This window comes from Streptomyces sp. JHA26, assembly GCF_002005565.1.
In the GTDB taxonomy this organism is placed as follows: domain Bacteria; phylum Actinomycetota; class Actinomycetes; order Streptomycetales; family Streptomycetaceae; genus Streptomyces.
The window spans coordinates 1-26,434 of sequence record NZ_BDJC01000082.1; the positions used below are offsets into that span (position 1 = coordinate 1).

25 protein-coding genes and 1 tRNA gene are annotated in these 26,434 nt (G+C 73.0%); 11 read left to right on the forward strand and 15 right to left on the reverse strand.

Going from position 1 to position 26,434, the window contains the following annotated elements; translation table 11 throughout:
• Window positions 1-101: 101 nt before the first annotated feature.
• On the reverse strand, window positions 102-704 hold the full coding sequence (locus JHAT_RS31085; protein ID WP_077801626.1) for a hypothetical protein: 603 nt from the start codon (window positions 702-704) through the stop codon (window positions 102-104).
• A 235-nt stretch (window positions 705-939) separates the two neighbouring features.
• Between JHAT_RS31085 and JHAT_RS31090 the strand changes: the two genes are divergently transcribed.
• Window positions 940-3,738 carry a penicillin acylase family protein gene (locus JHAT_RS31090; protein WP_171991144.1) on the forward strand — a complete coding sequence of 933 codons (2,799 nt, stop codon included), beginning with the start codon at window positions 940-942 and terminating at the stop codon, window positions 3,736-3,738.
• A 16-nt stretch (window positions 3,739-3,754) separates the two neighbouring features.
• On the opposite strand, the gene JHAT_RS31095 is transcribed toward JHAT_RS31090, so the two are convergent.
• The gene (locus JHAT_RS31095; protein WP_171991145.1) at window positions 3,755-5,020 is read right to left on the reverse strand and encodes an exo-beta-N-acetylmuramidase NamZ domain-containing protein; all 1,266 of its coding nucleotides are present in this window, start codon (window positions 5,018-5,020) and stop codon (window positions 3,755-3,757) included.
• A 160-nt stretch (window positions 5,021-5,180) separates the two neighbouring features.
• Here JHAT_RS31095 and JHAT_RS31100 point away from each other — a divergent pair, with 160 nt between their 5' ends.
• The 3 genes from JHAT_RS31100 to JHAT_RS31110 are packed head-to-tail and all read left to right on the forward strand — an operon-like array spanning window position 5,181 to window position 8,237.
• Window positions 5,181-5,951 carry an SDR family oxidoreductase gene (locus JHAT_RS31100; protein WP_077801629.1) on the forward strand — a complete coding sequence of 257 codons (771 nt, stop codon included), beginning with the start codon at window positions 5,181-5,183 and terminating at the stop codon, window positions 5,949-5,951.
• Entirely contained in the window at window positions 5,948-7,618 is a 1,671-nt protein-coding gene (locus tag JHAT_RS31105) for a class I adenylate-forming enzyme family protein (protein WP_077801630.1), read from the forward strand. Before JHAT_RS31100 ends, JHAT_RS31105 begins: the two co-directional genes overlap by 4 nt.
• Window positions 7,619-7,643: 25 nt before the next feature.
• The gene (locus JHAT_RS31110; RefSeq protein ID WP_077801631.1) at window positions 7,644-8,237 is read left to right on the forward strand and encodes a TetR/AcrR family transcriptional regulator; all 594 of its coding nucleotides are present in this window, start codon (window positions 7,644-7,646) and stop codon (window positions 8,235-8,237) included.
• Here JHAT_RS31110 and JHAT_RS31115 read toward each other — a convergent pair.
• From JHAT_RS31115 to JHAT_RS31145, 7 genes are all read right to left on the reverse strand, one after another.
• Window positions 8,176-9,108 (reverse strand): LysR family transcriptional regulator, encoded by a 933-nt coding sequence (locus JHAT_RS31115; protein ID WP_077801632.1) that lies wholly within the window; start codon window positions 9,106-9,108, stop codon window positions 8,176-8,178. The two genes, JHAT_RS31110 and JHAT_RS31115, sit on opposite strands and share 62 nt — an antisense overlap.
• 161 nt (window positions 9,109-9,269) lie before the next feature.
• Window positions 9,270-10,484 (reverse strand): acyl-CoA dehydrogenase, encoded by a 1,215-nt coding sequence (locus JHAT_RS31120; protein WP_077801633.1) that lies wholly within the window; start codon window positions 10,482-10,484, stop codon window positions 9,270-9,272.
• Window positions 10,485-10,490: 6 nt separating this feature from the next.
• Window positions 10,491-11,516, reverse strand: a complete 1,026-nt coding sequence (locus JHAT_RS31125) for a phosphotransferase family protein (RefSeq protein WP_077801634.1) — start codon at window positions 11,514-11,516, stop codon at window positions 10,491-10,493.
• A gap of 218 nt (window positions 11,517-11,734) precedes the next feature.
• Window positions 11,735-12,076 carry a DUF202 domain-containing protein gene (locus tag JHAT_RS31130; RefSeq protein WP_077801635.1) on the reverse strand — a complete coding sequence of 114 codons (342 nt, stop codon included), beginning with the start codon at window positions 12,074-12,076 and terminating at the stop codon, window positions 11,735-11,737.
• Complete coding sequence (locus tag JHAT_RS31135) at window positions 12,073-12,465, reverse strand: YidH family protein (protein ID WP_077801636.1); 393 nt, start codon at window positions 12,463-12,465, stop codon at window positions 12,073-12,075. Before JHAT_RS31135 ends, JHAT_RS31130 begins: the two co-directional genes overlap by 4 nt.
• Window positions 12,466-12,760: 295 nt before the next feature.
• Window positions 12,761-13,276 (reverse strand): NUDIX hydrolase, encoded by a 516-nt coding sequence (locus JHAT_RS31140; protein WP_171991146.1) that lies wholly within the window; start codon window positions 13,274-13,276, stop codon window positions 12,761-12,763.
• Window positions 13,277-13,310: 34 nt separating this feature from the next.
• A complete protein-coding gene (locus JHAT_RS31145) occupies window positions 13,311-14,204 on the reverse strand; it encodes a DMT family transporter (protein WP_077801638.1) in 894 nt (297 codons plus the stop codon).
• A 279-nt stretch (window positions 14,205-14,483) separates the two neighbouring features.
• On the opposite strand from JHAT_RS31145, the gene JHAT_RS31150 reads away from it, so the two are divergent.
• Window positions 14,484-15,431, forward strand: a complete 948-nt coding sequence (locus JHAT_RS31150) for a hypothetical protein (protein ID WP_077801639.1) — start codon at window positions 14,484-14,486, stop codon at window positions 15,429-15,431.
• Between the two features lie 43 nt (window positions 15,432-15,474).
• Window positions 15,475-17,019, forward strand: a complete 1,545-nt coding sequence (locus JHAT_RS31155) for an APC family permease (protein ID WP_077801640.1) — start codon at window positions 15,475-15,477, stop codon at window positions 17,017-17,019.
• Window positions 17,020-17,105: 86 nt separating this feature from the next.
• Here the strand turns inward: JHAT_RS31155 and JHAT_RS31160 are convergent, their stop codons facing one another.
• Together JHAT_RS31160 and JHAT_RS31165 are read right to left on the reverse strand one after the other, a co-directional pair.
• A complete protein-coding gene (locus JHAT_RS31160; RefSeq protein ID WP_077801641.1) occupies window positions 17,106-18,503 on the reverse strand; it encodes a GntP family permease in 1,398 nt (465 codons plus the stop codon).
• 112 nt (window positions 18,504-18,615) lie between these two features.
• Window positions 18,616-19,143, reverse strand: a complete 528-nt coding sequence (locus JHAT_RS31165; RefSeq protein ID WP_077801642.1) for a gluconokinase — start codon at window positions 19,141-19,143, stop codon at window positions 18,616-18,618.
• Window positions 19,144-19,273: 130 nt separating this feature from the next.
• Between JHAT_RS31165 and JHAT_RS31170 the strand changes: the two genes are divergently transcribed.
• Window positions 19,274-19,975, forward strand: coding sequence for a FadR/GntR family transcriptional regulator (locus JHAT_RS31170; RefSeq protein WP_077801643.1), 702 nt, complete (start codon window positions 19,274-19,276; stop codon window positions 19,973-19,975).
• Window positions 19,976-20,071: 96 nt separating this feature from the next.
• On the opposite strand, the gene JHAT_RS31175 is transcribed toward JHAT_RS31170, so the two are convergent.
• Together JHAT_RS31175 and JHAT_RS31180 are read right to left on the reverse strand one after the other, a co-directional pair.
• Complete coding sequence (locus tag JHAT_RS31175) at window positions 20,072-20,446, reverse strand: YchJ family protein (protein ID WP_077801648.1); 375 nt, start codon at window positions 20,444-20,446, stop codon at window positions 20,072-20,074.
• 69 nt (window positions 20,447-20,515) lie between these two features.
• A tRNA-Leu gene (locus JHAT_RS31180) sits at window positions 20,516-20,603 on the reverse strand.
• 185 nt (window positions 20,604-20,788) lie between these two features.
• Between JHAT_RS31180 and JHAT_RS31185 the strand changes: the two genes are divergently transcribed.
• From JHAT_RS31185 to JHAT_RS31195, 3 genes are all read left to right on the forward strand, one after another.
• On the forward strand, window positions 20,789-22,114 hold the full coding sequence (locus JHAT_RS31185; RefSeq protein ID WP_077801644.1) for a M20/M25/M40 family metallo-hydrolase: 1,326 nt from the start codon (window positions 20,789-20,791) through the stop codon (window positions 22,112-22,114).
• 164 nt (window positions 22,115-22,278) lie between these two features.
• A complete protein-coding gene (gene chpH, locus JHAT_RS31190; RefSeq protein ID WP_077801645.1) occupies window positions 22,279-22,512 on the forward strand; it encodes a chaplin ChpH in 234 nt (77 codons plus the stop codon).
• A 163-nt stretch (window positions 22,513-22,675) separates the two neighbouring features.
• A complete protein-coding gene (locus JHAT_RS31195; protein ID WP_077801646.1) occupies window positions 22,676-23,440 on the forward strand; it encodes a chaplin in 765 nt (254 codons plus the stop codon).
• A gap of 91 nt (window positions 23,441-23,531) precedes the next feature.
• Here JHAT_RS31195 and JHAT_RS31200 read toward each other — a convergent pair whose 3' ends face one another.
• Window positions 23,532-23,720, reverse strand: a complete 189-nt coding sequence (locus JHAT_RS31200) for a DUF5703 family protein (protein WP_027758838.1) — start codon at window positions 23,718-23,720, stop codon at window positions 23,532-23,534.
• A gap of 47 nt (window positions 23,721-23,767) precedes the next feature.
• Between JHAT_RS31200 and JHAT_RS31205 the strand changes: the two genes are divergently transcribed.
• Window positions 23,768-24,493, forward strand: a complete 726-nt coding sequence (locus tag JHAT_RS31205) for a hypothetical protein (RefSeq protein WP_077801647.1) — start codon at window positions 23,768-23,770, stop codon at window positions 24,491-24,493.
• A gap of 90 nt (window positions 24,494-24,583) precedes the next feature.
• Here the strand turns inward: JHAT_RS31205 and JHAT_RS31210 are convergent.
• Window positions 24,584-26,434, reverse strand: a 1,851-nt coding sequence (locus tag JHAT_RS31210) for an ATP-dependent RecD-like DNA helicase (RefSeq protein WP_077801649.1), incomplete at its 5' end; no start/stop codon positions are given.

Sequence of the window (26,434 nt, forward strand, 5' to 3'; positions counted from 1 at the left end):
CGGGGCGCGGGGCACGGGGTGTCACTGCCGGCACCCGCAGGCCGTGGTCCGGCACGGGCCGCCGGGGGCGCGGCTTCCCCCGGCGCACCCCCGGCGGCCCGTCACGCCGACATCAGCAGCCGTTCACGCCGGGCGTCCGCCAGGGCCTTGGGGGTCAGCACCGGCCGCGGCACCAGGATCCCGCAGTCCGTGCAGACCGGGCCCGTCGACGGTTCGTGGTCCAGGTCGTACTTCCAGACCAGCCGGTCCCCGTCGCACACCGGGCACACCGCCCCCGGTTCGCGCTCCAGCGCCGAGATCAGCCGGCGCAGCACCTCCGCGAGCGGCCCGTCGGGATGGACCCGGGGGTCGTCGCACCACGCCACCCCGAACCCGCCCCAGGTCAACCGGTGCCAGTCGTCCACGCTGCCCGGCCTGCGCAGCCCGTCGTGCTTCTCCTTCCTGCGCCGTGCGGCGAACCCCGCCTCGTAGGCCAGCCACACCGAACGCGCCTCCTCCAGCTCCTCCAGTGCGGCCACGAGCCGCGCCGGGTCGGGGGAGCGGTCCTCGGGGCCGAACCCGGCCCGCGAGCACAGATGGTCCCAGGTCGCCCTGTGCCCGTAAGGGGCGAACCGCTCAAGGCACTTGCGCAGCGAATAGCGCCGTAGCGCCAGGTCGCACCGCGGATCGCGGACCTGTCTCGCCAGACTCCGGAAACCGGCCATCGCCCTGCACCTCCGTCACACCTGCACCTGCACTTCGGTCACTTCGGCGTCGTCGTACCAAGTCGTCCTCCCGACGTCGCCGAGTAGACGTATCGACACGCGATTCGGCTCCATCCGATCTCCGGCACCTCCCACGAACCGACCGCGGCCGCTCCGGAAAGTGACGCATGTTCACCTTCCAACGCGGGGATACCGGCGGTAACGTCCGGGCCCACCCTCGTCGGGAGGAGCTGCCATGCCATGGCGCACCCCACGCAACGCCCTTGACAGACTGAGAACTCCCCGCGGCTTCCACGGGTTCCTGAAGAGCGCATCGCTATGCGCCCTCATCGCCGGTCTTTTGTCACCGCTTTCCCCCGCGGTGGCCGCCGACACGGGCACCACCACCGCGCGAGCGACAGCCGACGACCACTGCGGCGGCCAGTGTTCCGACATCCTGCCGCCCGGCCAGAACGGCAACGCCACCCTCGCCCAGATCCTCCTCAACCAGGCCTTCGGCACCCAGCCCGCGCACGCCGAGGACCAGCTCGGCCCCTACGCGAACCTCGCCACCGGCTACCGGGGCCTCACCAACGACAAGATCAACACGTTCTTCAACGACGCCTCCTTCGGCGTCCCCGCCGACCAGGTCGCCTCCACCGTCCGCCCCGCCGGACGCGACGACGTCACGATCGTCCGCGACAAGAGGACCGGCGTGCCGCACATCACCGGCACCACCCGCTACGGCACCGAGTTCGGCGCCGGCTACGCCGCGGCCCAGGACCGGCTGTGGCTGATGGACCTCTTCCGGCACGTCGGACGCGGCCAGTTGACGTCCTTCGCGGGCGGCGCCCCCGCCAACCAGGGCCTGGAGCAGCAGTTCTGGCGCAGCGCCCCCTACACCGAGGACGACCTGGAGGCGCAGATCGAGAGCGCCGCCGCCAGGGCCGGCGAGCGCGGCGAGCAGGCCCTGGCCGACGTGGACGCCTACGTCGCCGGCGTCAACGCCTACATCGACGCCTCCGACAAGGGCCGCTACTTCCCCGGCGAGTACGTGCTGACCGGCCACAAGGACGCCCTCACCAACGCCGGCACCATCGAGCACTTCCGGCGCACCGACCTGGTCGCGCTGGCCTCCGTCATCGGTTCCCTCTTCGGCGCCGGCGGCGGCGGCGAGGTGAACAACGCGCTCTCCCTGCTCGCCGCCCAGGAGAAGTACGGCGTCGCCGAGGGCACGAAGGTCTGGGAGTCCTTCCGCCAGCGCAACGACCCCGAGGCGGTCCTCACCCAGCACGACGGCAGCTTCCCGTACCTGCCCACGCCGGACGACCCGCAGGGCCGCGCCCTGCCGGACGCCGGGTCGGTCGAGGCCGAGCCCCTGGTGTACGACCGCACCGGCGGCGCGGCCACGGCGGGCGCGACCGGCGCGAGCGCCACGGCGGCGGACGCCGCCGTCACCTCGGCCCGGCGCGGCATGTCCAACGCCCTCGTCGTCAGCGGGAAGCACACCGCGAGCGGCCACCCGGTCGCCGTGTTCGGCCCGCAGACCGGCTACTTCGCCCCCCAGCTGCTCATGCTCCAGGAACTCCAGGGCCCGGGCCTGAGCGCCCGCGGCGCCTCCTTCGCGGGCCTGAGCATGTACGTCGAGCTCGGCCGCGGCCAGGACTACGCCTGGAGCGCCACCACCTCGGGCCAGGACATCATCGACACCTACGCGGTCGAGCTGTGCCAGGACGACCACCACTACCTCTACCGCGGCACCTGCACGCCCATGGAGAAGGTCGAGCGGCACAACGCCTGGAAGCCGACCGTCGCCGACTCCACCGCGGCCGGCTCGTACACGATGCGCGTCTGGCGCACCAAGTACGGCCCCGTCGAGTCCCGGGCCACCGTCGGCGGCAAGAAGGTCGCCTACACCACCCTGCGCTCCTCCTACCTGCACGAGGCCGACTCCATCATCGGCTTCCAGATGCTCAACGACCCGGACTACCTCACCGGCCCCGAACGCTTCCAGAGCGCCGTCCAGCACATCAACTACACCTTCAACTGGTTCTACGCCGACGCCGAGCACACCGCGTACTACAACAGCGGCGACAACCCGGTGCGCGCGAACGGCGTCGACGCAGAGTTCCCCGTCTGGGCCCGGTCGGCGTACGAGTGGCAGGGCTGGGACCCGGCCGCCAACACCGCCCGCTACACCGGGCCGTCCGCCCACCCGCACTCCATCGACCAGGACTACTACGTCTCCTGGAACAACAAGCAGGCCAAGGACTACCCCGCCGCCTCCTGGGGCAACGGCTCCGTCCACCGCGGCGACCTCCTCGACGACCGCGTGAAGAAGCTGGTCGCCGACGGCGGCGTCACCCGCACCGCGCTGGTCAAGGCCATGACCGAGGCGGCCCTCGCCGACCTGCGGGCCGAGGACGTCGTGCCCGACCTGCTGAAGGTGATCGAGTCCGCGCCCGTGACCGACCCCGCCGCCAGGACGGCCGTGGACGGGCTCAAGGCCTGGCTGTCGGCGGGCGGTCTGCGCACGGAGACCTCGGCGGGCGCGAAGAAGTACGCCCACGCCGACGCGATCCGCACCCTGGACGCCTGGTGGCCGCTGCTGGTGAAGGCCGAGTTCGAAGGCGGCCTCGGCACCGACCTGTACACCGCCTTCACCCGCAACCTGCCCGTCGACGAGTCCCCGTCCGCCGCCCACGGCCCCACCGGCGCCCACGCCGGCAGCGCCTTCCAGTACGGCTGGTGGAGCTATGTCGACAAGGACGTCCGGTCCGTGCTCGGCGAGTCCGTCGAGGGCCCGCTCGCGCGGGAGTACTGCGGCGCCGGCGACCTCCCCGCCTGCCGGGACACCCTGGTCTCCACCCTGAAGGAGGCCGCGGGCCGCACGGCAGCCCAGGTGTATCCCGGCGACGACACCTGCAGGGCCGGCGACCAGTGGTGCGCCGACTCGGTGATCCACCGCACCCTCGGCGGCATCAAGCACGGCGGCATCAGCTGGCAGAACCGGCCGACCTACCAGCAGGTCGTGGAGTTCACGTCCCACCGGTGACCGGCCGGCACCGCGGTCAGCGGTAGAGCAGGTACTGGCGGCGTGTCCCGCGGAACGCCGCCAGTTCCCGCTGCCAGGCGCCGACCACCTCGTCGGTGTCCGCGCCCGCGTCGATCATCGTGCGCACCTGTGTGGACCCGGTGAGCTTGTCGATCCAGTTGTCCGACCGCCAGGCGAAGCCGTCCCAGCTCCGTTTCGCGGTCACCAGCAGCGCGATCCCGGTGCGCACCGGGTCGAAGGCGGCCCGGTCGTGCACGTGGAGCTGCACACCGCCGACCGTCTTCCCCTGGAACTTGGAGAACGTGGGCGCGAAGTACGCCTCGCGGAACCGCACGCCGGGCAGGCCCAGTTCGTTCGCGGCGGCGGCCCAGCGCCCGTCGATCCCCTCGGCGCCGAGCAGTTCGAACGGGCGGGTGGTGCCGCGACCCTCCGACAGGTTCGTGCCCTCGAACAGGCACGTCCCCGAGTACACCAGCGCGCACTCCGGCGTCGGCATGTTCGGGCTGGGCGGCACCCAGGGCAGCCCGGAGGCGTCGTAGAAATCCGACCGCTTCCAGCCCGTCATCGTGACGGTCTCCAGCGGCACGGGCGACGGCAGGAACTCGCCGTTGAACAGCAGCGCCAGCTCGGCGACCGTCATGCCGTGCGCCTGGGCGATCGGCTGCCGCCCGACGAAGGTGGCGAACTCCTCGTGCAGGACCGGCCCCAGGGCCGCCCGCCCGGTCACCGGGTTCGGCCGGTCCAGCACCACGAACCGCTTGCCCGCGAGCGCGGCCGCCTCCATGCAGTCGAACAGCGTCCAGATGTACGTGTAGAAGCGCGCGCCGACGTCCTGGATGTCGAAGACGACGGTGTCCACCCCGGACGCCGTGAAGACGTCCGCGAGCGGCTGCCCGCTCTTCAGGTACGTGTCGTAGACCGGCAGCCCGGTCGCCGGGTCCTCGTAGTGCCCCTCGGAGCCGCCGGCCTGCGCGGTGCCGCGGAAGCCGTGCTCGGGACCGAAGACGGCCGTCAGGTTCACCCGGCCGTCGGCGTGCATCACGTCCACGATGTGGCGCACGTCCCGGGTGATGCCGGTGGGATTGGTGACGATGCCGACCCGCTCGCCGTCCAGCAGGGCGTAGCCGTCGTCGGCCAGCCGCTCGAAGCCGGTGCGCAACCGGTGGCCGCCGCCCCGGCCACCGCCCGAGGGGGCCGCCTGGGCCGGGCCGGCGCCGGTGGCCGAGGCGGTGGCCGCCACCGCGGCCGTGGTGGCGAGCAGGGTCCGTCGGGACAGCGTCATGCGGTGACCTCCGTGATCGCGGCGGGTGTCATGCGCACGCACGCTAACCCGCGGCCCGGGCCCCACGGAACGACCCGGACCGCGGTTCACCTCTTCCGCCTGGCATACCGACTGGTTAGTCTGTCGATCGGCAGCGCCCGAGCCGTGTCGAAGGAGACCGATGGTGGAAGCCGTGCAGGATGCCGGAGTCGTCGTCACCGGGGCAGGAGGCGGCATCGGCGCCGCGCTGGCCCGCCGCTTCGCGGCCGAGGGGGCCCGGGTGGTCGTCAACGACCTGGACGCCGGACGGGCGAAGGCCGTCGCCGACGAGATCGGCGGCATCGCGGTCCCCGGGGACGCCTCCGCGGTCGTCACCGAGGCCCGCGACGCGCTGGGCGGCACGGTGGACGTCTACTGCGCCAACGCCGGTGTCGGCTCCGGCGGCTCGGAGGCGGCCGACGAGGCCGTGTGGGCGCTCGCCTGGGACGTCAACGTCATGGCCCACGTCCGCGCGGCCCACGCGCTGATCCCCGACTGGCTGGAACGCGGCAGCGGACGCTTCGTCTCCACCGTCTCGGCGGCCGGACTGCTCACCATGATCGGCGCCGCCCCCTACAGCGTCACCAAGCACGGCGCGTACGCCTTCGCCGAGTGGCTGTCCCTCACCTACCGCCACCGCGGCGTCAAGGTGCACGCCGTCTGCCCGCAGGGCGTGCGCACCGACATGCTCACCGCCAGCGGCAGCGCGGGCGAGCTGGTGCTCGCGCCGACCGCGATCGCGCCCGAGGACGTGGCCGACGCCCTGTTCGAGGGCATCGAGAAGGACCGCTTCCTGATCCTGCCGCACCCCGAGGTCGCCGCGTACTACCAGGCCCGCGCCGCCGAACCCGAACGCTGGCTGCGCGGCATGAACCGCCTCCAGCGCCAGTGGGAGGAGGGGACGGCGCGATGACCGGCTCCCGTTACGCGGCCAAGCCCTGGCTGGACCTCCTCACCGACGTCCAGAAAGCCCCGATCGCCCCGGACGCCTCCCTGGTGCACGCCCTGCGCCGGGCCGTGGCCGAGGTGCCCGACCGCCCCTTCCTCGCCTACTTCGACGGCCGCCTCACCTACCGCGAGGTGGACGAGCTGAGCGACTCCGTCGCCGGGCACCTCGCCGCCCGCGGCCTGGAGCGCGGCGACCGGGTCGCCGTCCTGCTGCAGAACTCCCCGCACTTCGTGCTCGCCGTCCTCGGCGCCTGGAAGGCGGGCGCGGTCGTCGTGCCGGTCAACCCCATGTACAAGTCGGGGGAGGTCGGCCACGTCCTGCGCGACGGCGAGGTCGCCGCCCTGATCTGCTCCGACCGGGCCTGGGAGGCGTACCTGCGCGGGGCGGCCGCCGACTCGCCGGTGCGGATCGTGCTCACGGCCTGTGAGCTGGACTTCCAGACCCGCGGCGACGCCCGCGTGCTGACCTTCGAGCGGCTGCCGCGGACCGAGGACGCCGACGACCTCACCGAGGCGGCCCGCGCCGGCCACCAGGCACCCGGGGGCCGCGACCCCGAGCCCGACGGCACCGCGCTCATCAGCTACACCTCGGGCACCAGCGGCACCCCCAAGGGCGCCACCAACACGCACCGCAACATCATGTACAACGCCGAACGGCAGCGCACCGGCCTCGGCCTGCCCGAGGCACCCGTCTACTTCGCGCTGGCGCCGCTGTTCCACATCACCGGCATGGTCTGCCAGTTCGGCGCCTGCCTGAACAGCGCGGGCACCCTCGTCCTGGCGTACCGCTTCGAGGCGGGCGTCGTCCTGGACGCCTTCGCCGAGCACCGGCCGCACTACACGGTCGGCCCGTCCACCGCCTTCATGGCCCTGGCCGCCCACCCCTCCGTCACCCGCGAGCACTTCGCGTCCTTCGCCACCATCTCTTCCGGCGGCGCCCCGCTGCCGCCCGCCCTGGTGGAGAAGTTCCGCGCGGGCTTCGGCCCGTACATCCACAACGGCTACGGGCTCACCGAGTGCACCGCGCCCTGCGCCTCCGTACCGCCCCACCTGGAGGCACCCGTCGACCCGGTCTCCGGGACCCTCGCCGTGGGCGTGCCCGGCCCCGAGACGGTCGTGCGGATCGTGGACGAGCAGGGCGAGGAGGTGCCCTTCGGCGAGCAGGGCGAGATCGTCGTCAGCGGCCCGCAGGTCGTCCCCGGCTACTGGCGCCGCCCCGACGCCACCGCCGAGACCTTCCCCGGCGGCGAGCTGCGCACCGGCGACATCGGCTTCGTCGACGAACAGGGCTGGCTCTACGTCGTCGACCGCAAGAAGGACATGATCAACGCCTCCGGCTTCAAGGTCTGGCCCCGCGAGGTCGAGGACGTCCTCTACACCCACCCGGCGGTGCGCGAGGCCGCCGTCGTCGGCGTCCCCGACGGGTACCGCGGGGAGACCGTCAAGGCCTACATCAGCCTCCGCCCGGGCGCCGACGCCGACCCGGACGCGCTGGCCGCGTACTGCAAGGAGAGACTGGCCGCCTACAAGTACCCGCGTCAGGTGGAGATCCTGACCGACTTGCCGAAGACGGCGAGTGGGAAGATCCTCCGTCGGGAACTGCGTTCCCGTACGCACGACGACGGACAGTGAGACAACGGAAAGGCAGGTGACGGCAGTGCCCAGGACCACGGACGGGGACGGCACTCCGGTGCCGCAGCGGCTCCTGGCCGCCGCCACCCGGCTCTTCGCGGAGCAGGGCTACGACCGCACCTCGGTGCAGGAGATCGTGGAAGCGGCCGGCGTCACCAAGGGCGCGCTCTACCACTACTTCGGATCCAAGGACGACCTCCTGCACGAGGTGTACGCGCGCGTCCTGCGCCTCCAGCAGGAACGCCTGGACGCCTACGCGGACTCCGACGGGCCGGTCGAGGAGCGGGTGCGCGACGCGGCGGCCGACGTGGTCGTCACCACCATCGACAACCTCGACGACGCGTCGATCTTCTTCCGCTCCATGCACCAGCTGAGCCCGGAGAAGAACAAGCAGGTGCGCGCCGAGCGCCGGCGCTACCACGAGCGCTTCCGGGCGCTCATCGAGGAGGGGCAGCGGGCCGGTGTCTTCACCAAGGAGGTCCCGGCCGACCTCGTCGTGGACTACCACTTCGGCTCCGTGCACCACCTGTCGACCTGGTACCGCCCCGACGGCCCGCTCAGCCCGCAGGAAGTGGCCGACCACCTGGCCGACCTGCTGCTGCGGGCGCTGCGTCCGTGAGCCTGCCCGTGAGGTGATCGGCCAGGGCCGCCGCCGCGGGATTGCGCGGCCGCGGCCCGCGCCCGGCCAGCACGACCGTACGGCCCGGCTCCGGCTGCCGGACCGCCACGCACGGCAGCCCGGCCCGCTCGCCGATCCGGCGCGGCACGAACGCCACCCCGATCCCGGCCCGCACCAGGTCGACCAGCAGCCCGATCTGGGTGACGTCACAGGTGATGCGGCGTTCCAGACCGCAGTGCGCGGCCAGACGCCGCACCGCCGTCTCCAGTCCGGTGCCCGCGCGGAAGTCGACGAACGGTTCCTCGGCGAGGTCCTTGATCAACGTCCGCCCGGCCTCGGCGAGGGGATGCCCCGGAGCGGTGATCAGCACCAGTTCCTCCTGCCAGGACGCGTACGGGGTGAGCCCCTCGGGCAGGCTGCCCGCGTCCGGCACGAGGTAGGCGAGGTCCAGCTCGCCCGCGCGCAGCGCCTCGGCCAGCTCGCCGACCGGCGCGTCCCGCACCGACACCTGGACACCGGGGAACCGGCGGTGGAACGTGGCCAGTTCGGCGGGCAGGTCCACGCAGGTCAGCGTCTGGATCGTGCCGATGGCCACCCGGCCGGTGGCCAGCCCCGTCACCGCCGCGACCATCTGCCGGGCCTCCTCGGCGCCGGCCAGCAGCGCGCGGGCCTGCGGCAGCAGGACGCGGCCCGCCTCCGTCAGCACGACCCGGCGGCCGGTGCGGTCGAACAGGTCGGCGCCCAGCTCACGTTCGAGGTTGCGGACCGAGGTGCTGAGCGCCGACTGCACGATCAGCTCGCGGCGTGCGGCGGCGGTGAAGCTGCCTTCGGTGACGACCGCCATGAAATGGCGGAGCTGGCGGATCTCCATCCATCTATTCTAGAGATGGGCCGCAGCGAAACGATCTGTTGGACCGGCGGCCGGTCCGCGAGCCAGCCTGAGGGCATGACTCGCAGACCTTCACCGTGGTCCCGTTTCGTCGCGTTCGTCCGTGCTCTCGTGCACACGGACCATCACTACTCCGGCGGCTACTAGAGGTACTTCTTGATCTCCCGGCGGGCCAGCGAGCGCTGGTGCACCTCGTCCGGGCCGTCGGCGAGCATCAGCGTGCGGGCACCGGCGTACAGCTCGGCCAGCGGGAAGTCCTGGCTCACGCCGCCCGCGCCGTGCAACTGGATCGCCCGGTCGAGGATGCCCACCACCGCGCGCGGCGTGGCGATCTTGATGGCCTGGATCTCGGTGTGGGCGCCCCGGTTGCCGACGGTGTCCATCAGCCAGGCGGTCTTCAGCACCAGCAGCCGCAGCTGCTCGACGGTGACCCGCGCGTCCGCGATCCAGTTCTGCACGACGCCCTGCTGGGCCAGTGCCTTGCCGAAGGCCGTGCGGGAGGTCGCGCGCCGGCACATCAGCTCGATCGCCCGCTCGGCCATGCCGATCAGCCGCATGCAGTGGTGGATCCGGCCGGGACCGAGCCGGGCCTGGGCGATGGCGAAGCCGCCGCCCTCCTCGCCGATCAGGTTCGACACCGGCACGCGCGCGTGGTCGAAGGTCACCTCGGCGTGGCCGCCGTGGTAGTGGTCCTCGTAGCCGAAGACCTGCATCGCCCGGTTCACGGTCACGCCCGGCGTGTCGCGCGGGACCAGCACCATCGACTGCTGGCGGCGGATGTCCTCGCCGTCCGGGTCCGTCTTGCCCATCACGATGAAGATCCGGCAGTCCGGGTTCATCGCCCCGGAGATGTACCACTTGCGGCCCGTGATGACGTACTCGTCACCGTCGCGCTCGATGTGCGTGGTGATGTTCGTGGCGTCCGAGGAGGCCACGTCCGGCTCGGTCATCGCGAACGCCGAGCGGATCTCACCGGCGAGCAGGGGTTCGAGCCACTGCTTCTTCTGCCGCTCGTCGGCGAACTGGGCCAGCACCTCCATGTTCCCGGTGTCGGGCGCCGCGCAGTTCGTCGCCGTCGGTGCCAGCTGCGGGCTGCGGCCGGTGATCTCGGCGAGCGGCGCGTACTGGAGGTTGGTGAGGCCGGCACCGTACTCGGCGTCGGGGAGGAAGAGGTTCCACAGGCCCTGACGGCGGGCCTCGGCCTTGAGGTCCTCCACGACCTGCGGGGTGTCCCAGGGGGAGGCGAGGAGGGCACGCTGCTCGTGGGCGACCTGCTCGGCGGGGTACACGTACTCGTCCATGAAGGCGAGCAGCCTGGCGCGGAGTTCCTCGGTGCGTGCGTCGAACGCGAAGTCCATGGCGGTTCAGCCTTCCTGAAGGGTGGTCAGGCCGTGCTCGATGAAGACGGGGACGAGTTCGCCGATGCGGTCGAAGCCGCGGCCGACCGTCCGGCCCAGTGTGTAGCGGTAGTGGATGCCCTCCAGGATCACGGCGAGCTTGAACCAGGCGAACGCCGTGTACCAGGCGACCGAGGACACGTCGCGCCCCGAGCGCGCGGCGTACCGCTCGATCAGCTCGGAGGGGGTGGGATGGCCGGGCGCCTGGGCCGTGGTGGAGACGGGGGAGTCGGGCATGCCGAGCGGCTGGCTGTACATGACGAGGAGACCGAGGTCGGTGAGCGGGTCGCCGAGCGTGGACATCTCCCAGTCGAGGATCGCCCTGATCTCGTCGTCCTCGCCGCCGATCAGGACGTTGTCGAGCCGGTAGTCGCCGTGCACGACGGCCGGCGCGGGGGAGCGGGGCAGCTCCCGGCCGAGCGTGGCGTGCAGCTCGTCGATGCCGGCCAGGTCGCGGTTGCGGGAGGCGTCCAGCTGCTTGGCCCAGCGGCGGAGCTGGCGGTCCAGGAAGCCCTCGGGGCGGCCGAAGTCCCCGAGGCCCACCGCGGCGGGGTCCACCGCGTGCAGTCCGACGAGCGTGTCGACCAGGTTCAGCACGGCGGCCCGGGTGCGCTCGGGGCCGAGCGGGGCGAGCTGGTCCGCGGTGCGGTACGGGGTGCCCTCGACGAACTCCATGACGTAGAAGGGCGCCCCGAGGACCTCCTCGTCCTCGCACAGCAGCACCGGGCGCGGCACCGGTACGTCCGTCGGGTGCAGGGCGCTGATCACCCGGTGTTCGCGCCTCATGTCGTGCGCGGTGGCCAGCACGTGGCCGAGCGGGGGGCGCCGCACGACCCACTTCGAGGCGCCGTCCGAGACCGCGTAGGTGAGGTTCGAGCGGCCGCCCTCGATCAGCCGGCCGGACAACGGGCCGCTCACCAGGCCGGGCCGCTCGCGGGCGAGCAGGGCACGCAGCCGGTCGAGATCGAGTCCGGGCGGGTGGTCGGGGCTCATCGGCGCTCCTCGGGCAGGCGAACAGTACCCGACTCATGATGCCGACCGGTCGGTATGGCGTCCAGTGGGCGAGCGCAACGTGATCGGGGCCACCCCGGGCCGGCGGCTCCCGGCGGGCGGCGGACGCGCACCGGCGGAGCGAGGGGGCGGACGGGCGGACGCGGGGGGAAGACCGTGGTGGCGGTGGGCCGGGAGGCGGAGGGGACGCCGGCCGCGTCCTAGAGGACCAGGACCGTACCGCACACCGCCAGCCCCACCGTGCACAGCGCGGCCGCCGTGGCGTTGCCGGGGGCGACGACCGGGGGCCTGCTCGCCGAGGCGAGGGCGCCGATGCGGCGGTGGGCGACGCCCAGGAGGACCAGCCAGAACGCGCAGCACAGCGCCGCGGCGACGATCGCGGAGGGCGTCGGGCCCCCGTGCAGCGCGGCCTTCACGGCGAGCACGGTGACGACGGTGCCGGACAGGGTCGTGCGGCGCCAGGCGAGCCGGGTGCGCTCGGGCTGGAGCCCGGGGTCCCGTTCCGGGGCGGTGCCGGGGCGGGGGCCGGGAGCCGCGCTCATCCCTCCCACCCGACGAGGACCACGACGACCATGGCGAGGGCCACCACGGCGACCACGAGGCCGAGCAGCGCCGGGAAGCGGGAGACGGGGAGGTCCTCACCGCGGCGCATCGCCCGCTCGCAGCGCACCCAGTGGTTGACGGCTCGCAGGGAACACAGGACGCCGGCCGCGAGGAGCGCGAGGGCGAGCCCGATCCGCCAGCCCCAGCGCAGGTCGGGCAGGAACTGGTCCACCGCGAATCCGCCGCCGATCAGGGCGAGGGCGGTGCGCAGCCAGGCCAGGAAGGTGCGCTCGTTGGCCAGCGAGAACCGGTAGTCGGGCGTCCCGCCTTCCTGCCGCACCTCCTCGGGCGCGAACCAGAGCCGGAGATTCCGTACGAATGCGATCACGCGGGGACCCTATCGGGCGACGTGCGGCGCGTGGACGGGATGTCTGGGGCGCCTGTGCGTCGGCCTCCGGCGGTGGGGCGGGCGCCGGGGGTGTCCCTTCCGGGGGAGGGTGCCTCGTGGCGCCGGGGTGTCCTTCCGGGGGAGGGTGCCCCGTGGCGCCGGGGTGTCCTTCCGGGGGGAGGCGCCCCGTGGCGCCGGGGTGTCCTTCCGGGGGGAGGCGCCCCGTGGCCCCGGGCCACATGAACCCACCCCCGCCCCGCGTGCACGGTCGGCACCCCGTCCGCGTCGGGTCACCTCACGCGCCCTCCCCCCGCCGGGCCCGCAGCCGCGCATACGCCGCCAGTCCGTCCGGCACCCACTCCCACTCCCGGAGCCGCCGTTCCACCTCCGCCTCCTCCAGGAACCCCCACCACGCCACCTCCTCCACCTGCGGGGCCACGCGCGACGAGACGCGCACGTCGTACACCGCCGACCACCACGTCCGCCCGGCACCGTCGTCGTACAGGAACTTGAAGAGGAACTCCGGTCGCGCGAGCCCCCGCACCCCCAGCTCCTCCTCCGCCTCCCGCAACGCCGCGTCGTCGTAGGACTCGCCCGCCCCCACCACCCCGCCGACGAACATGTCGTACAGGGACGGGAAGACCAGCTTCGTCGGCGTGCGACGGTGGACGAAGACGCGGCCCCGCGCGTCCCGGGCCCGCACGAACACGCAGCGGTGGCGCAGCCCCCGGGCGTACGCGTCACCCCGCCGGGCCTGCCCGGTCACCCGGTCGTTCTCGTCGACGACGTCGAGGATCTCGTCAGCGCTCATGCCCCCATCCAAGCAGCGGCCGACGGGACCGGCGTCAGCGCCGTTGCAGGTCCCGCGCCGGGCCGTGCTCGCCCGTGCCCTGCGGCATCGCCGGATGCATCCCGAGCAGCACGATGCCCGTCACCACCGCCGCGAGACCGCCCGCCTCCCACGCCAGCGCCCCGACGTCGGTCCGCAGCCGGTCGCCGAGGAAACCGACCCCGCAGGCGATGCCCGCGAGCGGCTGGGCCGCCGTCAGGGCGGGCAGCGACCTGCGCAGCGGCGCCGTCTCGAACGCGCTCTGCACCAGGATCAGGCCGGTGACGCCGAGCACCAGCACCGCGTACGGCTGCCAACCGGTCAGCAGTCCCGTCGGGCCGCCCACCGACAAGCGCTGTCCGCTCACCCGGGTCAGCGCGTCCTGCACCCCGTACACCAGCCCCGCGGCCAGCGCCAGCAGCGCCGGTCCCCAGGTCAGCCGCACCCGACCGGCGCACGCCGTGAGCAGCAGGGCGAGGCCGAGCACCACGCCGAAGACGACCCAGTGGCGCACGGGGTCGGTCACCGCGCCGCCGCCGCGCGGCTCGCCCGCCACGACGAACGCGCTGACCCCGCCGGCCAGCAGGGCGAGGCCCGCCCAGCCCTGACGGCCCAGCGGCTGCCGGGTCCGTACGCGGGAGAGGGCCAGGGCGAAGAGCAGGTTCGTCGCGAGGAGGGGCTCGACCAGGGTGACCTCGCCGTCGGCCAGCGCGATCGCGCCCATCACCATCCCGGCCACCATCAGACCCGTGCCGCCCAGCCAGCACGGCACCCGCATCAGGTCGAGCAGCAGGCGCGGGGAGAGGAAGTCGCCCAGCGGGGCGCGCTGGGCCGCGTTCTGCTGGAGGACGAACCCGAAGCCCAGGCAGCACGCGGCGCTCACGGCGAGAACCAGAACCAGAACCGACACGCTGCGTACCTCGATCGTCAGGCCGGGCCACGGGGTGCGTGGGAACCGACTCTAGTGCGGGCGGGCCCGGTGCGCCGGGCGAGTGCCCGCATCCGGGTGGCCGGCACCACCGGGACACGGCGACACGGACGACAAGTTCCCTTCCAGTAACGGCAGTTGACGCGTGTAACGACGCTGCGGGCCTTGACGTCGAGCCTTGGCTGCCGGTTTGCTGTGCGTGATCAGTACATGGCAGACCGGCTACGACGACCGACCGGGTCGCGTGAGGAAGTTCCCGCGGTGCCCCCACCCCCGCCTCCCCTCGGCCGCGGCCGCAGACGCGTGGCCCAGCCCTTCGACGAAGCGCTCGACGACGCCGAACTCGTCACCGCGCGGACCGCGTTGGCCCAGGGGCGCTGGCAGTCCGCCCGGTCCCTGCTCGTCCACACGGGTGACGACTGGGACCGCCGCGGACACCGGGTCACGGTCCTCGCCAAGGAGACCTACTGCGCCGCCTGGGCCCGCGAGTGGCTGCTCGCCGAGCCCGACTCCGCCGACGCCCGGGTCCTGCTCTCCCTGGCCCTCGTCCACCGCGCCCTGCGCGGGAAGGAGAAGCCGGACAGGGCCCGGGAGGCGTGCCGGGACGCCGCGGTGCTCGTGCCCGCCGATCCCACTCCCTGGCTCGGACTGCTCCTGCTGGAGCGCGCGCTCGGCACGGACGACGAGACCGTCCGCGCCTTCGAACAGGTGCGCGGCCGGTACGCCGACCACCACCACGCCCACCATCTGATGGTGGCCCGGCTCGCCGAACGCCGCGACGACGACCCGGACCCGTTCCACGAGGTCTACGACTTCGCCGACTGGGCCTCCGAACAGGCCCCCGCCGACTCCCCGCTGGCCGTCCTGCCGGTGGTCGCCCACGCCGAGCGCTACCGGGTGCTGGCCGCCGCCGGACACGTGTCCACCGACCCGCGGGCGTCCGGCCACTGGGCCGACCGCCGGGCCAGGCTGGTGATGAAGGCGGCCTTCGACTGGTGGCTGGAGTGGGAGCAGGACGGCCACCCGCGCCGCCTGATCGACCTCAACTTCCTCGCGCACGCCAAGTCCTGCGAGGGCCGCGGCGCCGAGGCCGCCGCCCTGTTCCACCGCATCGGCGAGCACGCCACACCCGCTCCCTGGTCGTACCCCGACCGCGACTCCCACCCCGCCTTCCGTGCCGCCCGAGCCGACGCGCTGGGCACGACCTGACACCCCGACACCCCGACACCCCACAGTGAGGACGGTTCCCCCGATGGCCACGGGCAGTTCGCGCACGAGCGGATCCACGAGCGACGGCGGCATCAGCACCTTCAAGGGGGAGGAGCGGGCGCTGCGCGCGGACCGGCTGGGCACGGGGGGCCTGCTCCTGTCCGTCCTCGCCGCCACCGCACCCCTCATGGTGGTCGCCGGGGTCATGCCCACCACGTTCGCGGTGATGGGCATCGTCGGGCAGCCGCTGCTCTTCGTGATCCTGGGCGTGGTGCTGATCCTGTTCAGCGTCGGCTACGCCGAGATGAGCCGCCACGTCCACAACGCGGGCGCCTTCTACGCGTACATCTCCCGCGGCCTCGGCGGCACCGCCGGCGCGGGCGCCGCCCTCGTCGCGCTGGTCGCCTACAACGCCCTCCAGGTCGGCATCTACGGCATCTTCGGCTTCGAGGTCTCCGGCCTCCTCGCCACCTACGCCGACCTCGAGGTCGCCTGGTGGATCCCCGCGCTGCTGGCCGTGCTGGCGGTCGGCACGCTGGGCTGGCTGAAGATCGACGTCAACGCGCGCGTGCTCGGGGTGCTGCTGCTCATCGAGGTGGCGCTGGTGGTGGTGTTCGACGTCGCCGCCGTCGCCGACCCCGGCGCCCAGGGGCTGTCGCTGCACGCCTTCGACCCCGACACGCTGACCGGGGCGGGGGTCGGGACCGCACTGTGCTTCTGCATCGCCGCCTTCCTCGGCTTCGAGCAGGCGCCCGTGTACGCGGAGGAGACCAGCCGGCCGCACGTCCTGGTGCCGCGCGTGATGTTCCTCGCCGTCGGCGGCGTCGCCGTCTTCTTCGCGCTCAGCAGCTGGGCCCTGACCGTCGCCACCGGCCCCGACCGGATCGTCGGCACCGCGCAGGAACAGAGCGCGGGACTGCTCTTCTTCCTCACCGAGTCCCGGCTCGGCTCCACCTTCACCGACGTCCTGCACGTGCTCTTCGTGACCGGCATGTTCGCGGCCCTGCTCAGCTTCCACAACGTCGTCGCCCGGTACGCCTTCGCCATGGGCCGGGAGGGTCTGCTGCCCGCCGCCTTCGGACGCACCAGCGGCACCAGCGGCGCGCCCGGCACCGGCTCGCTGCTCCAGACCGCCGTGTCCGCCGTCGTGGTCGCCGGCTTCGCGATCGCCGACGACAGGCCGGCCGGCGACCCGACCGAACCGGTCCTGCACCTGTTCACCTGGGGCGGCAACATCGGCGCCCTCGGGGTGATCGTGCTGATGGCGGCGGCCTCGTTCTCCGTGGTCGCCTTCTTCGTCCGCCGCGGCGCCGCCGGCACCCAGGGCGTCCGCCTGGCGGCCTCCGCCGTCGCGGGCCTCGCCCTGCTGGTGATCGCCGGGTACACGGTGAAGGACTTCGACGTCCTCGCCGGCGCCGGTCCCGGTTCGGCCCTGACCTGGGTCCTGCCCGGCATCATCGGCCTCGCCGCGGCCGGTGGCCTGGTGCAGGGCCTGGTCCTGCGGGCCCGCGCCCCCGAGCGGCACGCCCGCATCGGCCTGGGCAACGAGGCCTTCCAGCTGGACCGGGCGGCCGGCGAGGCGTCCTAGCCGCGCGATCAGTACGCACGACGACGGCGCCCGCCCCCGGTGGACCGGGAACGGGCGCCGTCGCCGTGCGTACCGCTATACGGCCGCTATATGACCAGGGAGAGCAGCAGGACCAGACCGCCCCCGACCACCGAGATGATCGTCTCCATGACGGACCAGGTCTTGACGGTCTGGCCGACGTCCAGGCCGAAGTACTCCTTCACCAGCCAGAAGCCGGCGTCGTTGACGTGGCTGAAGAAGAGCGAGCCGGCGCCGATGGCCAGGACCAGCAGGGCCGCGTGGGTCGTCGACATGTCGGCCGCCAGCGGCGCCACCAGACCGGCCGCCGAGACGGTCGCCACCGTCGCCGAGCCGGTCGCCAGCCGGATCGCCACCGCGATCAGCCAGGCCAGCAGCAGCGCCGGGATCGACCAGTCCTCGGAGATCTCCAGGACCATCTGGCCCACACCGGAGTCGATCAGCGTCTGCTTGAAGCCGCCGCCCGCGCCGACGATCAGCAGGATGCCCGCGATGGGCGCGAGCCCCTTCTCGACCAGGCCCGAGACGCGGTCCTTGGCGAAGCCGGCGGGTCGCAGCAGCGTGAAGATGCCCACGATCACGGCGGCGAGCAGGGCGATCAGCGGCGAGCCGACGACGTCGAAGACGCGCTGCACCAGCTGGTCGGGGTCGTCGACGATGATGTCGACGAGCGCCTTGGCGAGCATCAGCACGACCGGCAGCAGGATCGTGACGAGGGTGGCACCGAAGCTCGGACGCTTCTCCAGCGTCTCGGAGGCGCGCTGCGGGATCATGCGGTCGGGGGCGGGGACGTCCACCCAGCGGGCCGCGTACTTCGAGAACACCGGACCGGCGATGATCACCGTCGGGATCGCCACCAGGACACCGAGCGCCAGGGTCACCCCGAGGTTGGCGCCGACCGCGTCGATCGCGACCAGCGGGCCGGGGTGCGGCGGGACCAGGCCGTGCATCACGGACAGACCGGCCAGCGCCGGGATGCCGATGCGCATCAGGGAGTAGTTGCCGCGCTTGGCGACCATCAGGACGACCGGGATCAGCAGCACGATGCCGACCTCGAAGAACAGCGGCAGCCCGACGACGGAGGCGATCAGCACCATCGCCCACGGCATCGACCGCACGTTCGCCTTGGCCAGGATGGTGTCCACGATCTGGTCGGCGCCGCCGGAGTCGGCGAGCATCTTGCCGAGGATCGCGCCGAGGGCGATCAGGACACCGACGCCCGCGACCGTCGAGCCGAGTCCGGCGGTGAAGCTGGCGATGACCTTGTCCAGCGGAGCCCCGGCGAACGCGCCGAGCGCCAGCGTCCCGATGGTCAGGGACAGGAAGGCGTGCAGCTTGAACTTGGTGATGAGCAGGACGATGACGGCGATGCCCAACAGCACGGCGATGCCCAGCTGGGCATGGCCGGCGGAGGTGATCGGCTCGGCGGTGTCCGCTGCCAGCATCTCGACGCTGAGTCTGGTCACGGTGATTCCCTTGCGGTGATGGGGATTCGGGGGGAGACGAGGCCGTGCACACCGGTGGTGGCACGGCCCCGGGGAAGGTCGTGGGGGGTCGGCCCGCTACCGGGCCACCGGGTCACAGGGCCGGTTCGGGGAGGTCCTTGAGGGCGTTCGCCGCCCGCTCGGTGATCTCCTCGGGGCTGCCGGCCACGTCCACCGCGACCCCCGCCTCGTCCGGCTGGAGCGGCTGGAGCGTGGCGAACTGGGAGTCGAGCAGGGCCGTCGGCATGAAGTGCCCCTCGCGGTGCGACATCCGGTCCTCGATCAGCTCGCGGCTGCCCGTGAGGTGGACGAAGACGACACCGGGAGCGGCGGCCCGCAGCCGGTCGCGGTACGACCGCTTGAGCGCCGAACTGCTCACCACCCCGCCGAGCCCGGCCCGCCCGTGCGCCCAGCCACCGATGGCGTCCAGCCAGGGCCAGCGGTCCTCGTCGGTGAGCGGGGTCCCGGCCGTCATCTTGGCGATGTTGGCCGGCGGGTGGAAGTCGTCGCCCTCGGCGTAGGGAACGCCGAGCCGGGCCGCGAGCAGGGGGCCGATGGTGGTCTTCCCGGTGCCCGCTACGCCCATGACCACGACGACGTGGGGGGTGTGCAGTTGCTGCATCGCACTCTCGCTGTCTTCGTCGACACGTGATGTCCAGGCAACTGAAACCCATTAGGTACGACGAATTCAAGAGTGTGTGATGTATAAGTCTGACTTTTTGTTCCCGTGACGCGCCCCGTACGCTGAGTGCATGAGCACACCGGGCCGGGGGCTGCACGGCCGCGTACTGGACACCCTCGGCCCCGCGATCACCGCGGGCGAGTACCCCGCGGGCAGCGTCCTGCGGACGGACGAGCTGGCGCAGCGTTTCGAGGTGTCGCGCTCCGTGATGCGCGAGGCCGTCCGCGTACTGGAGTCCATGCACCTGGTCGAGTCGCGCCGCCGAGTCGGCGTGACCGTCCTGCCCGAGTGCGAGTGGAACGTCTACGACCCGCAGGTCATCCGCTGGCGCCTGGCCGGCGCCGACCGCCCGCGCCAGCTGCGCTCGCTGACCGTGCTGCGGTCGGCGATCGAACCGGTCGCCGCGGGACTGGCCGCCAGGAACGCCACCCCGGAGCAGTGCGCCGAGCTCACCGAGTGCGCGCTCGGCATGGTGGCCAACTCGCGCGGCCACAAGCTGGAGGGGTACCTCTTCCACGACGTGGCCTTCCACCGCGTCATCCTGGCCGCGTCCGGCAACGAGATGTTCGCCCGCCTCGGCGGCGTCGTCGCCGAGGTCCTGGCCGGTCGCACGCACCACGACGTGATGTTCGAGGACCCCGACCCGGCCGCCGTCACCCTGCACGTCCGGGTCGCCGAGGCCGTCCGCGCCCGGGACGCCGAGAGCGCCGAGCGACTGACCCGCGAGATCACGGTCGGGGCCCTCCAGGAACTGGACATCCTGGCGCCGTAGCGGGCCCCAGGGCCTGTTGCGAAAGTGGCCTCTGCCGCGCGACGCCCGGCACGCACTCTCGCCGCCGGGCGACGAGGCCGCTTTCGCAACAGGACCCTAGGCGAGGAACTCCCCGTCGACGTACACCCACGCCCCGTCGACCCGCTCGAACCGGCTCCGCTCGTGCAGCGAGCCGCCGCGGTACGAGGCGCGGAAGGTGACCGTGCCGGTGGAGTGGAACGCGGATCCGTCGGCCGTGTCCAGGACCTCCAGCCCGGTCCACCGCGTCCCCGGGTCCAGGTCGAGACGCGCCGGCCGCGTCCTCGGATGCCACGTCCGCAGCAGGTACCCCGCGTCACCCTTCACGAAGGCGCTGTACCGCGAACGCATCAGTGCCTCGGCGCTCGGCGCGGCCGCCGCCCCCGCATGGAAACGGCCGCAGCACTTCTCGTACGCCTCGGGCAGCCCGCACGGGCAGGAACGCGTGGTCATGACGGCCATTGTGCCCGCTCGGACGCCGCCCCGGAAAACAGAAGACCCCTGCTCAGCAGGGGTCTCGTCTGGTGTCCGAGGGGGGACTTGAACCCCCACGCCCGATAAAGGGCACTAGCACCTCAAGCTAGCGCGTCTGCCATTCCGCCACCCGGACAAGGTGTCTGTCGTGCGGGGTGTTCCCCGCGGCGACGACGTAAACATTACCAGGCTTTCGAGGGTGCCCGATCACCCCCGCCCCGGCGTGAACGACGTGTGACGGGCCGGGTCCGGTCTTGGGCCCCGGCGGCCCGAGGGGGAGGATGAGGGGGACCCACCAGCAGTGACAGCGGGAGGAAGCACGTGAGCGAGTCGGGCACGGCCGGGAGCGTCACCGGCGAGGACGAGGTCGTCGACCTCTGCCGCGAGCTGATCCGGATCGACACCAGCAACTACGGCGACCACTCGGGCCCCGGAGAGCGCAAGGCGGCCGAGTACGTCGCCGAGAAGCTCGCCGAGGTGGGCCTCGAGCCGCAGATCTTCGAGTCCCACCCGGGACGCGCCTCCACGGTGGCCCGGATCGAGGGCGAGGACCCGTCACGGCCCGCGCTGCTCATCCACGGCCACACCGACGTCGTCCCGGCCAACGCGGACGACTGGACCCACCACCCCTTCTCCGGCGAGGTCGCCGACGGGTGCGTGTGGGGACGCGGCGCCGTCGACATGAAGGACATGGACGCGATGACCCTCGCGGTCGTCCGCGACCGGATGCGCAGCGGACGCAAGCCCCCGCGGGACATCGTCCTGGCGTTCCTCGCCGACGAGGAGGCCGGCGGGACGTACGGCGCGCGACACCTGGTCGACAACCACCGGCACCTCTTCGAGGGCGTCACCGAGGCGATCAGCGAGGTGGGCGGCTTCTCCTTCACCGTCAGCGAGCAGCGCCGGCTGTACCTGATCCAGACGGCCGAGAAGGGCATGCACTGGATGAAGCTGACCGTGGCCGGCACCGCCGGGCACGGGTCGATGATCCACCGCGACAACGCCATCACCGAGCTGTCGGAGGCCGTCGCGCGCCTCGGCCGGCACCGGTTCCCCGTCCGCGTCACGAAGACCACCCGGGCCTTCCTCGACGAACTGGGCGACGCCCTCGGCACCGAGCTGGACCCCGAGAACATGGAGGGGACGCTCGCCAAGCTCGGCGGCATCGCCAAGCTCATCGGCGCGACCCTGAGCAACACCGCCAACCCCACGCAGCTCGGCGCGGGCTACAAGGTCAACGTCATCCCAGGCGAGGCGACCGCCCACGTCGACGGCCGGTTCCTGCCCGGACACGAGGAGGAGTTCCTCGCCGACCTCGACCGGATCCTCGGACCGAACGTGCGGCGCGAGGACGTCCACTCCGACAAGGCCGTCGAGACCACCTTCGACGGAGCCCTCGTGGACGCGATGCAGTCCGCGCTGGTGGCGGAGGACCCGGCCGCGAAGGCCATCCCGTACATGCTCTCCGGCGGGACGGACGCCAAGTCGTTCGACGACCTCGGCATCCGCGGCTTCGGCTTCGCGCCGCTCAAGCTGCCGCCGGAGCTGGACTTCGCGGGCATGTTCCACGGGGTCGACGAGCGGGTGCCGGTGGACGGCCTGCGGTTCGGCGTGCGCGTGCTCGACAGGTTCATCGAGGCGTCCTGAACGCCTGCTGAAACGAGACTTCACCCTTCCCGTATTCGACCGCCCGTGCGGGTAGTTACCGGGAAGGGTGAATGCGCTCATAAGCTCGTAGCCTCATTACTCCTTCCTCGTTACAGGTGATGCGATCGGCAATCTCGGATCGCCTTTGCCAACTAGGAGGAATAATGCTCAAGAAGGTCGTCGCCGCTGCGGTTGCCACCGGTGGTCTGGTTCTCGCGGGCGCGGGCGTGGCCGCCGCCGACTCCGGTGCGCAGGGCGTCGCCGCCCACTCCCCGGGCATCGTTTCCGGCAATGTCGTCCAGGTTCCCGTGCACGTCCCGGTGAACGTCTGCGGCAACACGATCTCCGTGATCGGCCTGCTGAACCCCGCCTTCGGCAACGCGTGCGTCAACAAGTGACGTCGCGTCTCGCCCCGTGAGGGTCTGAGTCCGTCGGCCCCGGAGCGCGCGCCACGCGCTCCGGGGCCGCGTTCTTGGGACGAAGAACATCCAGCGTGCACCAGTGCCGGAGGCGAAGGAATTCCCGGCACTACGGGACTACGGCAAGGCAGGGATTTCGGAAATGCGACAGGTCACCCGCAAGGGCCTGATGACGATGGCGGCCGCCACCGGCGTGCTCGCCGCCGTGGGCGGCGCCGCCCACGCCGACGCGGGGGCGCACGGATCCGCCTCCGGCTCACCCGGCGTACTGTCCGGCAACACGGTGCAGGCGCCCGTGCACGTGCCGGTGAACGTCTGCGGCAACACGGTCGACGTCATCGGCGTCCTCAACCCGGCGATGGGCAACGCGTGCGCCGACCGGGGCGGCGACTCCGGCCACCACGGCGGTTCGCACGGGGGCGCGCAGGCCGGCGGCCACGCCACCGACTCGCCCGGGATCATCTCCGGCAACCACGTCGAGGCGCCGGTCCACGTGCCGGTGAACGTCTGCGGCAACACGGTCGACGTCATCGGCGCCCTCAACCCGGCCACGGGCAACGACTGCACCAACGGGGGCGGCGGAGACCGCACCACCCCGCCGGGCAATCCCGGTGAGCCGGGCGACCCCGGTAACCCCGGTGAGCCGGGCAATCCCGGTAACCCTGGCGAGCCCGGCAACCCCGGTGAGCCCGGCACCCCCGGAAACCCCGGCACCCCGGGCGACGAGACGCCGGGCGGCTCCTCGCACGGCAACCAGCCGGGTGCCCAGACCGTCACCCAGCCCCGGGGCGACGCGCAGCTCGCCGAGACCGGCAGCGAACTGCCGCTGGGACTCGCCCTGCCGGCGGGCGCGGGCGCGCTGCTCGCGGGCACGGTGCTCTACCGCAGGGCGCGCGCCTCGGCCTGACACGGCGGACCGGTACACCGACCGGACCCCGCGCGGTGGGCGGGGTCCGCTCCGGTTCTCCCACCGGTGCCCGGGTCGCCCCGGGCACCGGTCACCATGTGGCGCGCACCTGGCGGATGATCCGCCGCCGCAACCGCACCCTGCGGCTGCCGTCGCGCAGCAGGCTCAGGCGGTACAACTCCCAGTGTCCGTACTCGGCGTGGTCGGTCAGCAGACGGGTCGTCTCCTTGCGGGAGACCCCGCGAGGCACGTACACGTCGACAAATTCGTATTCCGGCATCGCATCTATTGTGCGGGCTGGGGCCCGGTACGGATAGCGTCTGCACTATGTCTGATGCTGCGCAGCCCACCGCTGCCGAGGTACGCGCCGCCGCCGAGGCGGTCAAGACCGCGCTCGACCGCCACCTGGCCGTGGTCGAACGCCGGTCGGGGGAGGACGACCCGGCCGTCTACCAGGCGTTCAACGAGCTGGCCGCGGCCGCGGAGGCGTACGACGAACTGCTCTACGACCGCTACGACGAGGTGACTCCCTTCGAGATCCCCGGCGCCGACGAGACGCCGCCGTACACGGGCCCCGAGGAACCGAACGCGCTGAGCGTGCTGATCCGCCGCGACTACGCGGTGGTGGAGCCGCAGCGGCTGATGGCACAGGCGCGGCGGATCGAGGCGGCCGACGACGAGGCGGGCGTGGGCGCGGACGTCTCCGACACGGTCCACGGGGCGCTGGGCGTCCTGTTCGGTGAGTTCGAGGCGGACGAGATCGCCTCCCGGCACAAGGAGTTCGGCCTGGAGGAGGGCGACTCCACACTCTGGGTGACGGCCTCGGACGAAAGCGCCGAGCCGGGCGAGTGGCTGGAGGCGCCGTTCGACCAGGTCGACCCCCAACAGGTGGTCTGCCGCTTCGACGTCAGCGCGGTCTTCGACGACGAGTTCGACGACGACGAGGACGACGTGCCGGACCTGGAGGAGGACCTCGACACGGACCTGGACGAGGAACCGGACGAGGGGCCCGACGAGGAGGGCGAGCCGGAGCGGCTGCGGACGGACCACTGAGCGGCCCACCACGCACGGCGGCGGTCACGGGATGCGTTCCCCGCGACCGCCGCCGTCGTATCCGCGCGGAGCGCCCGCGCGCCCCACGGCTCAGCCGTTCACCGGGACCTGCGGAGCGAGCAGCGCCGGCAGCCGGGTCGTCCGCGGCCTGGCCCGCACCTCGGCGACGGCACGGGGCAGCGCCTGGTCCACGCCGTGCACCACGGACAGATGACGGGCGGCCCGCCCGAACGCCGTGTAGACCCACGGGCGGCTGAGCGCCTGTGCGGCGTCGCCGGGCAGGACCACCACCACCGCGGGCCAGCGGCCGCCGACCGCCTGGTGCGCGGTCAGCGCCCAGCCGTGCCGCACGGTCCGCTCCAGCCGCTCCCTCGGGACGACGACGTCCTCACCCGCGCAGGACAGGTGCAGTCCGTCGGCGTCGGCCCTCACCACACGGCCCGGCAGCGTACGGCCCGGCACGGGGGAGTAGGCGACACGGTCGCCGGGGTCGAAGCCGCCGAAGCGGCCGGGGCCCGGGTTCAGCCGGTCCTTCAGCGCCGCGTTGAGCGCCCGCGTGCCCGCCGCGCCGCCGTGCCCCGGCGTGATCACCTGCGTCTCCTCGGCGGGGACGCCGATCGCCCGCGGCACCGAGTCCGCGACGAGCTGCACGGTCCGGTGCACGGCCTCGCCCGCGTCCCGCACGGGCACGATCACGACCTCCTTGCCGGGCGCCTCGACCTGGCCCAGCTCGCCGACGCCGATGCCGGACACCAGCTCGCCCAGCGGACCCGGGTCCGGAAGCCGGGAGGCGATCCGGGGGCAGATCCGCGCCGCCAGCAGATCCGCGAAGACCCGCCCCGGACCCGCGGACCACAGCACGTCCGGGTCGCCGGCCAACACCAGCCGTGCCCCGTCGGGCAGGGACTCCGCCAGCAGGGCGCCCGTCTCGACGTCCACCTGCGGCGCGTCGAGCACGACGAGCAGATCGAGGTCCAGCGCACCGTCCGCGTCCCGCCCGGGCCCCTCGGTCCCGGCCAGCAGCCCGGCCAGGGTGACGACGCGCGGACCCTCCGGGGCCGGGCCGTCCGGGGCGGGCGAGCCCGGGCGCGGCGCCGCCGGCCGGTCGTCCGACAGGGCGGCGAAGCGGTCGCGACCGAGCGGACCGTGCGCGGCGGCCCAGGCACGCAGCCCGAGGCCGTGCGCGGTACGCAGCAGGGCCGCCGGTTCGGCCAGGGACGCCTCCCCGCCGGTGTGCAGGACCAGCCCGTGCTCCGCGACCGCACGGATCAGGTCGGCGGTGGAACCCTGCGCGGACGCGGCGGCCCGCTCCCAGTCCTCCGCCGCGCCGTCCCGCTTCGGCACCGAGTCGACCAGCCGGGCCAGACCGTCGGCGAGGCTCTCCTCCGCGAGCGCGTACCGCTCCAGGCCGACCAGGACCCGCACCGGACGCTCCTCGGCCTCGTCCGCCCCCTCCGCCCCCGCGCCCGCGTCGTCCGGGCGGACGCCGGTCTCCTCCAGGGCGTCCTGGAAGACCAGGGCCTCGCCCTCGGCGAGGGTGCTCTGCACGGCGGCGTCGGGATCCGGCACGCCCCGCTGGGCCAGCGCGGCCGTGAGCCGCGGCAGCTCCAGGGCCGTGTGCCCGGCCAGGGCCGCCTGCTCCAGCAGCCAGACGGTGACCGCACGCCCCCGCCGCTCGTCGTCCGGGCCGCACTCCGCGCCGAGCAGCGCCCGGGCGAACCCGTCGGCCTGCTCCGGCCGCACCCCGGCGACCCGCAGCAGCTGCCAGGGGTCCGCTCGCAGCGACTCCTCCGCCCCCTCACCGAGGAGCGCGGCGGTCTGCGGCGCGAGCGTGTCGGGAGCGCCGCCCTCGGCCAGGACGCGCCGCACCGCCCGGACGGTCTCCGGCGCGGGTCCCGCGGGCACGGCGGCGGGTCCGGCCGTCGCCGGCCGGGGGCGTCG

Excerpts from the sequence above, each read along its gene's own strand:
- JHAT_RS31085 (WP_077801626.1), bottom strand. The coding sequence starts at position 704 with ATGGCCGGTTTCCGGAGTCTGGCGAGACAGGTCCGCGATCCGCGGTGC.
- JHAT_RS31090 (WP_171991144.1), top strand. The coding sequence starts at position 940 with ATGCCATGGCGCACCCCACGCAACGCCCTTGACAGACTGAGAACTCCC.
- JHAT_RS31095 (WP_171991145.1), bottom strand. The coding sequence starts at position 5,020 with ATGACGCTGTCCCGACGGACCCTGCTCGCCACCACGGCCGCGGTGGCG.
- JHAT_RS31100 (WP_077801629.1), top strand. The coding sequence starts at position 5,181 with ATGGTGGAAGCCGTGCAGGATGCCGGAGTCGTCGTCACCGGGGCAGGA.
- JHAT_RS31105 (WP_077801630.1), top strand. The coding sequence starts at position 5,948 with ATGACCGGCTCCCGTTACGCGGCCAAGCCCTGGCTGGACCTCCTCACC.
- JHAT_RS31115 (WP_077801632.1), bottom strand. The coding sequence starts at position 9,108 with ATGGAGATCCGCCAGCTCCGCCATTTCATGGCGGTCGTCACCGAAGGC.
- JHAT_RS31120 (WP_077801633.1), bottom strand. The coding sequence starts at position 10,484 with ATGGACTTCGCGTTCGACGCACGCACCGAGGAACTCCGCGCCAGGCTG.
- JHAT_RS31125 (WP_077801634.1), bottom strand. The coding sequence starts at position 11,516 with ATGAGCCCCGACCACCCGCCCGGACTCGATCTCGACCGGCTGCGTGCC.
- JHAT_RS31130 (WP_077801635.1), bottom strand. The coding sequence starts at position 12,076 with ATGAGCGCGGCTCCCGGCCCCCGCCCCGGCACCGCCCCGGAACGGGAC.
- JHAT_RS31140 (WP_171991146.1), bottom strand. The coding sequence starts at position 13,276 with ATGAGCGCTGACGAGATCCTCGACGTCGTCGACGAGAACGACCGGGTG.
- JHAT_RS31155 (WP_077801640.1), top strand. The coding sequence starts at position 15,475 with ATGGCCACGGGCAGTTCGCGCACGAGCGGATCCACGAGCGACGGCGGC.
- JHAT_RS31165 (WP_077801642.1), bottom strand. The coding sequence starts at position 19,143 with ATGCAGCAACTGCACACCCCCCACGTCGTCGTGGTCATGGGCGTAGCG.
- JHAT_RS31170 (WP_077801643.1), top strand. The coding sequence starts at position 19,274 with ATGAGCACACCGGGCCGGGGGCTGCACGGCCGCGTACTGGACACCCTC.
- JHAT_RS31175 (WP_077801648.1), bottom strand. The coding sequence starts at position 20,446 with ATGACCACGCGTTCCTGCCCGTGCGGGCTGCCCGAGGCGTACGAGAAG.
- chpH (WP_077801645.1), top strand. The coding sequence starts at position 22,279 with ATGCTCAAGAAGGTCGTCGCCGCTGCGGTTGCCACCGGTGGTCTGGTT.
- JHAT_RS31195 (WP_077801646.1), top strand. The coding sequence starts at position 22,676 with ATGCGACAGGTCACCCGCAAGGGCCTGATGACGATGGCGGCCGCCACC.
- JHAT_RS31200 (WP_027758838.1), bottom strand. The coding sequence starts at position 23,720 with ATGCCGGAATACGAATTTGTCGACGTGTACGTGCCTCGCGGGGTCTCC.
- JHAT_RS31205 (WP_077801647.1), top strand. The coding sequence starts at position 23,768 with ATGTCTGATGCTGCGCAGCCCACCGCTGCCGAGGTACGCGCCGCCGCC.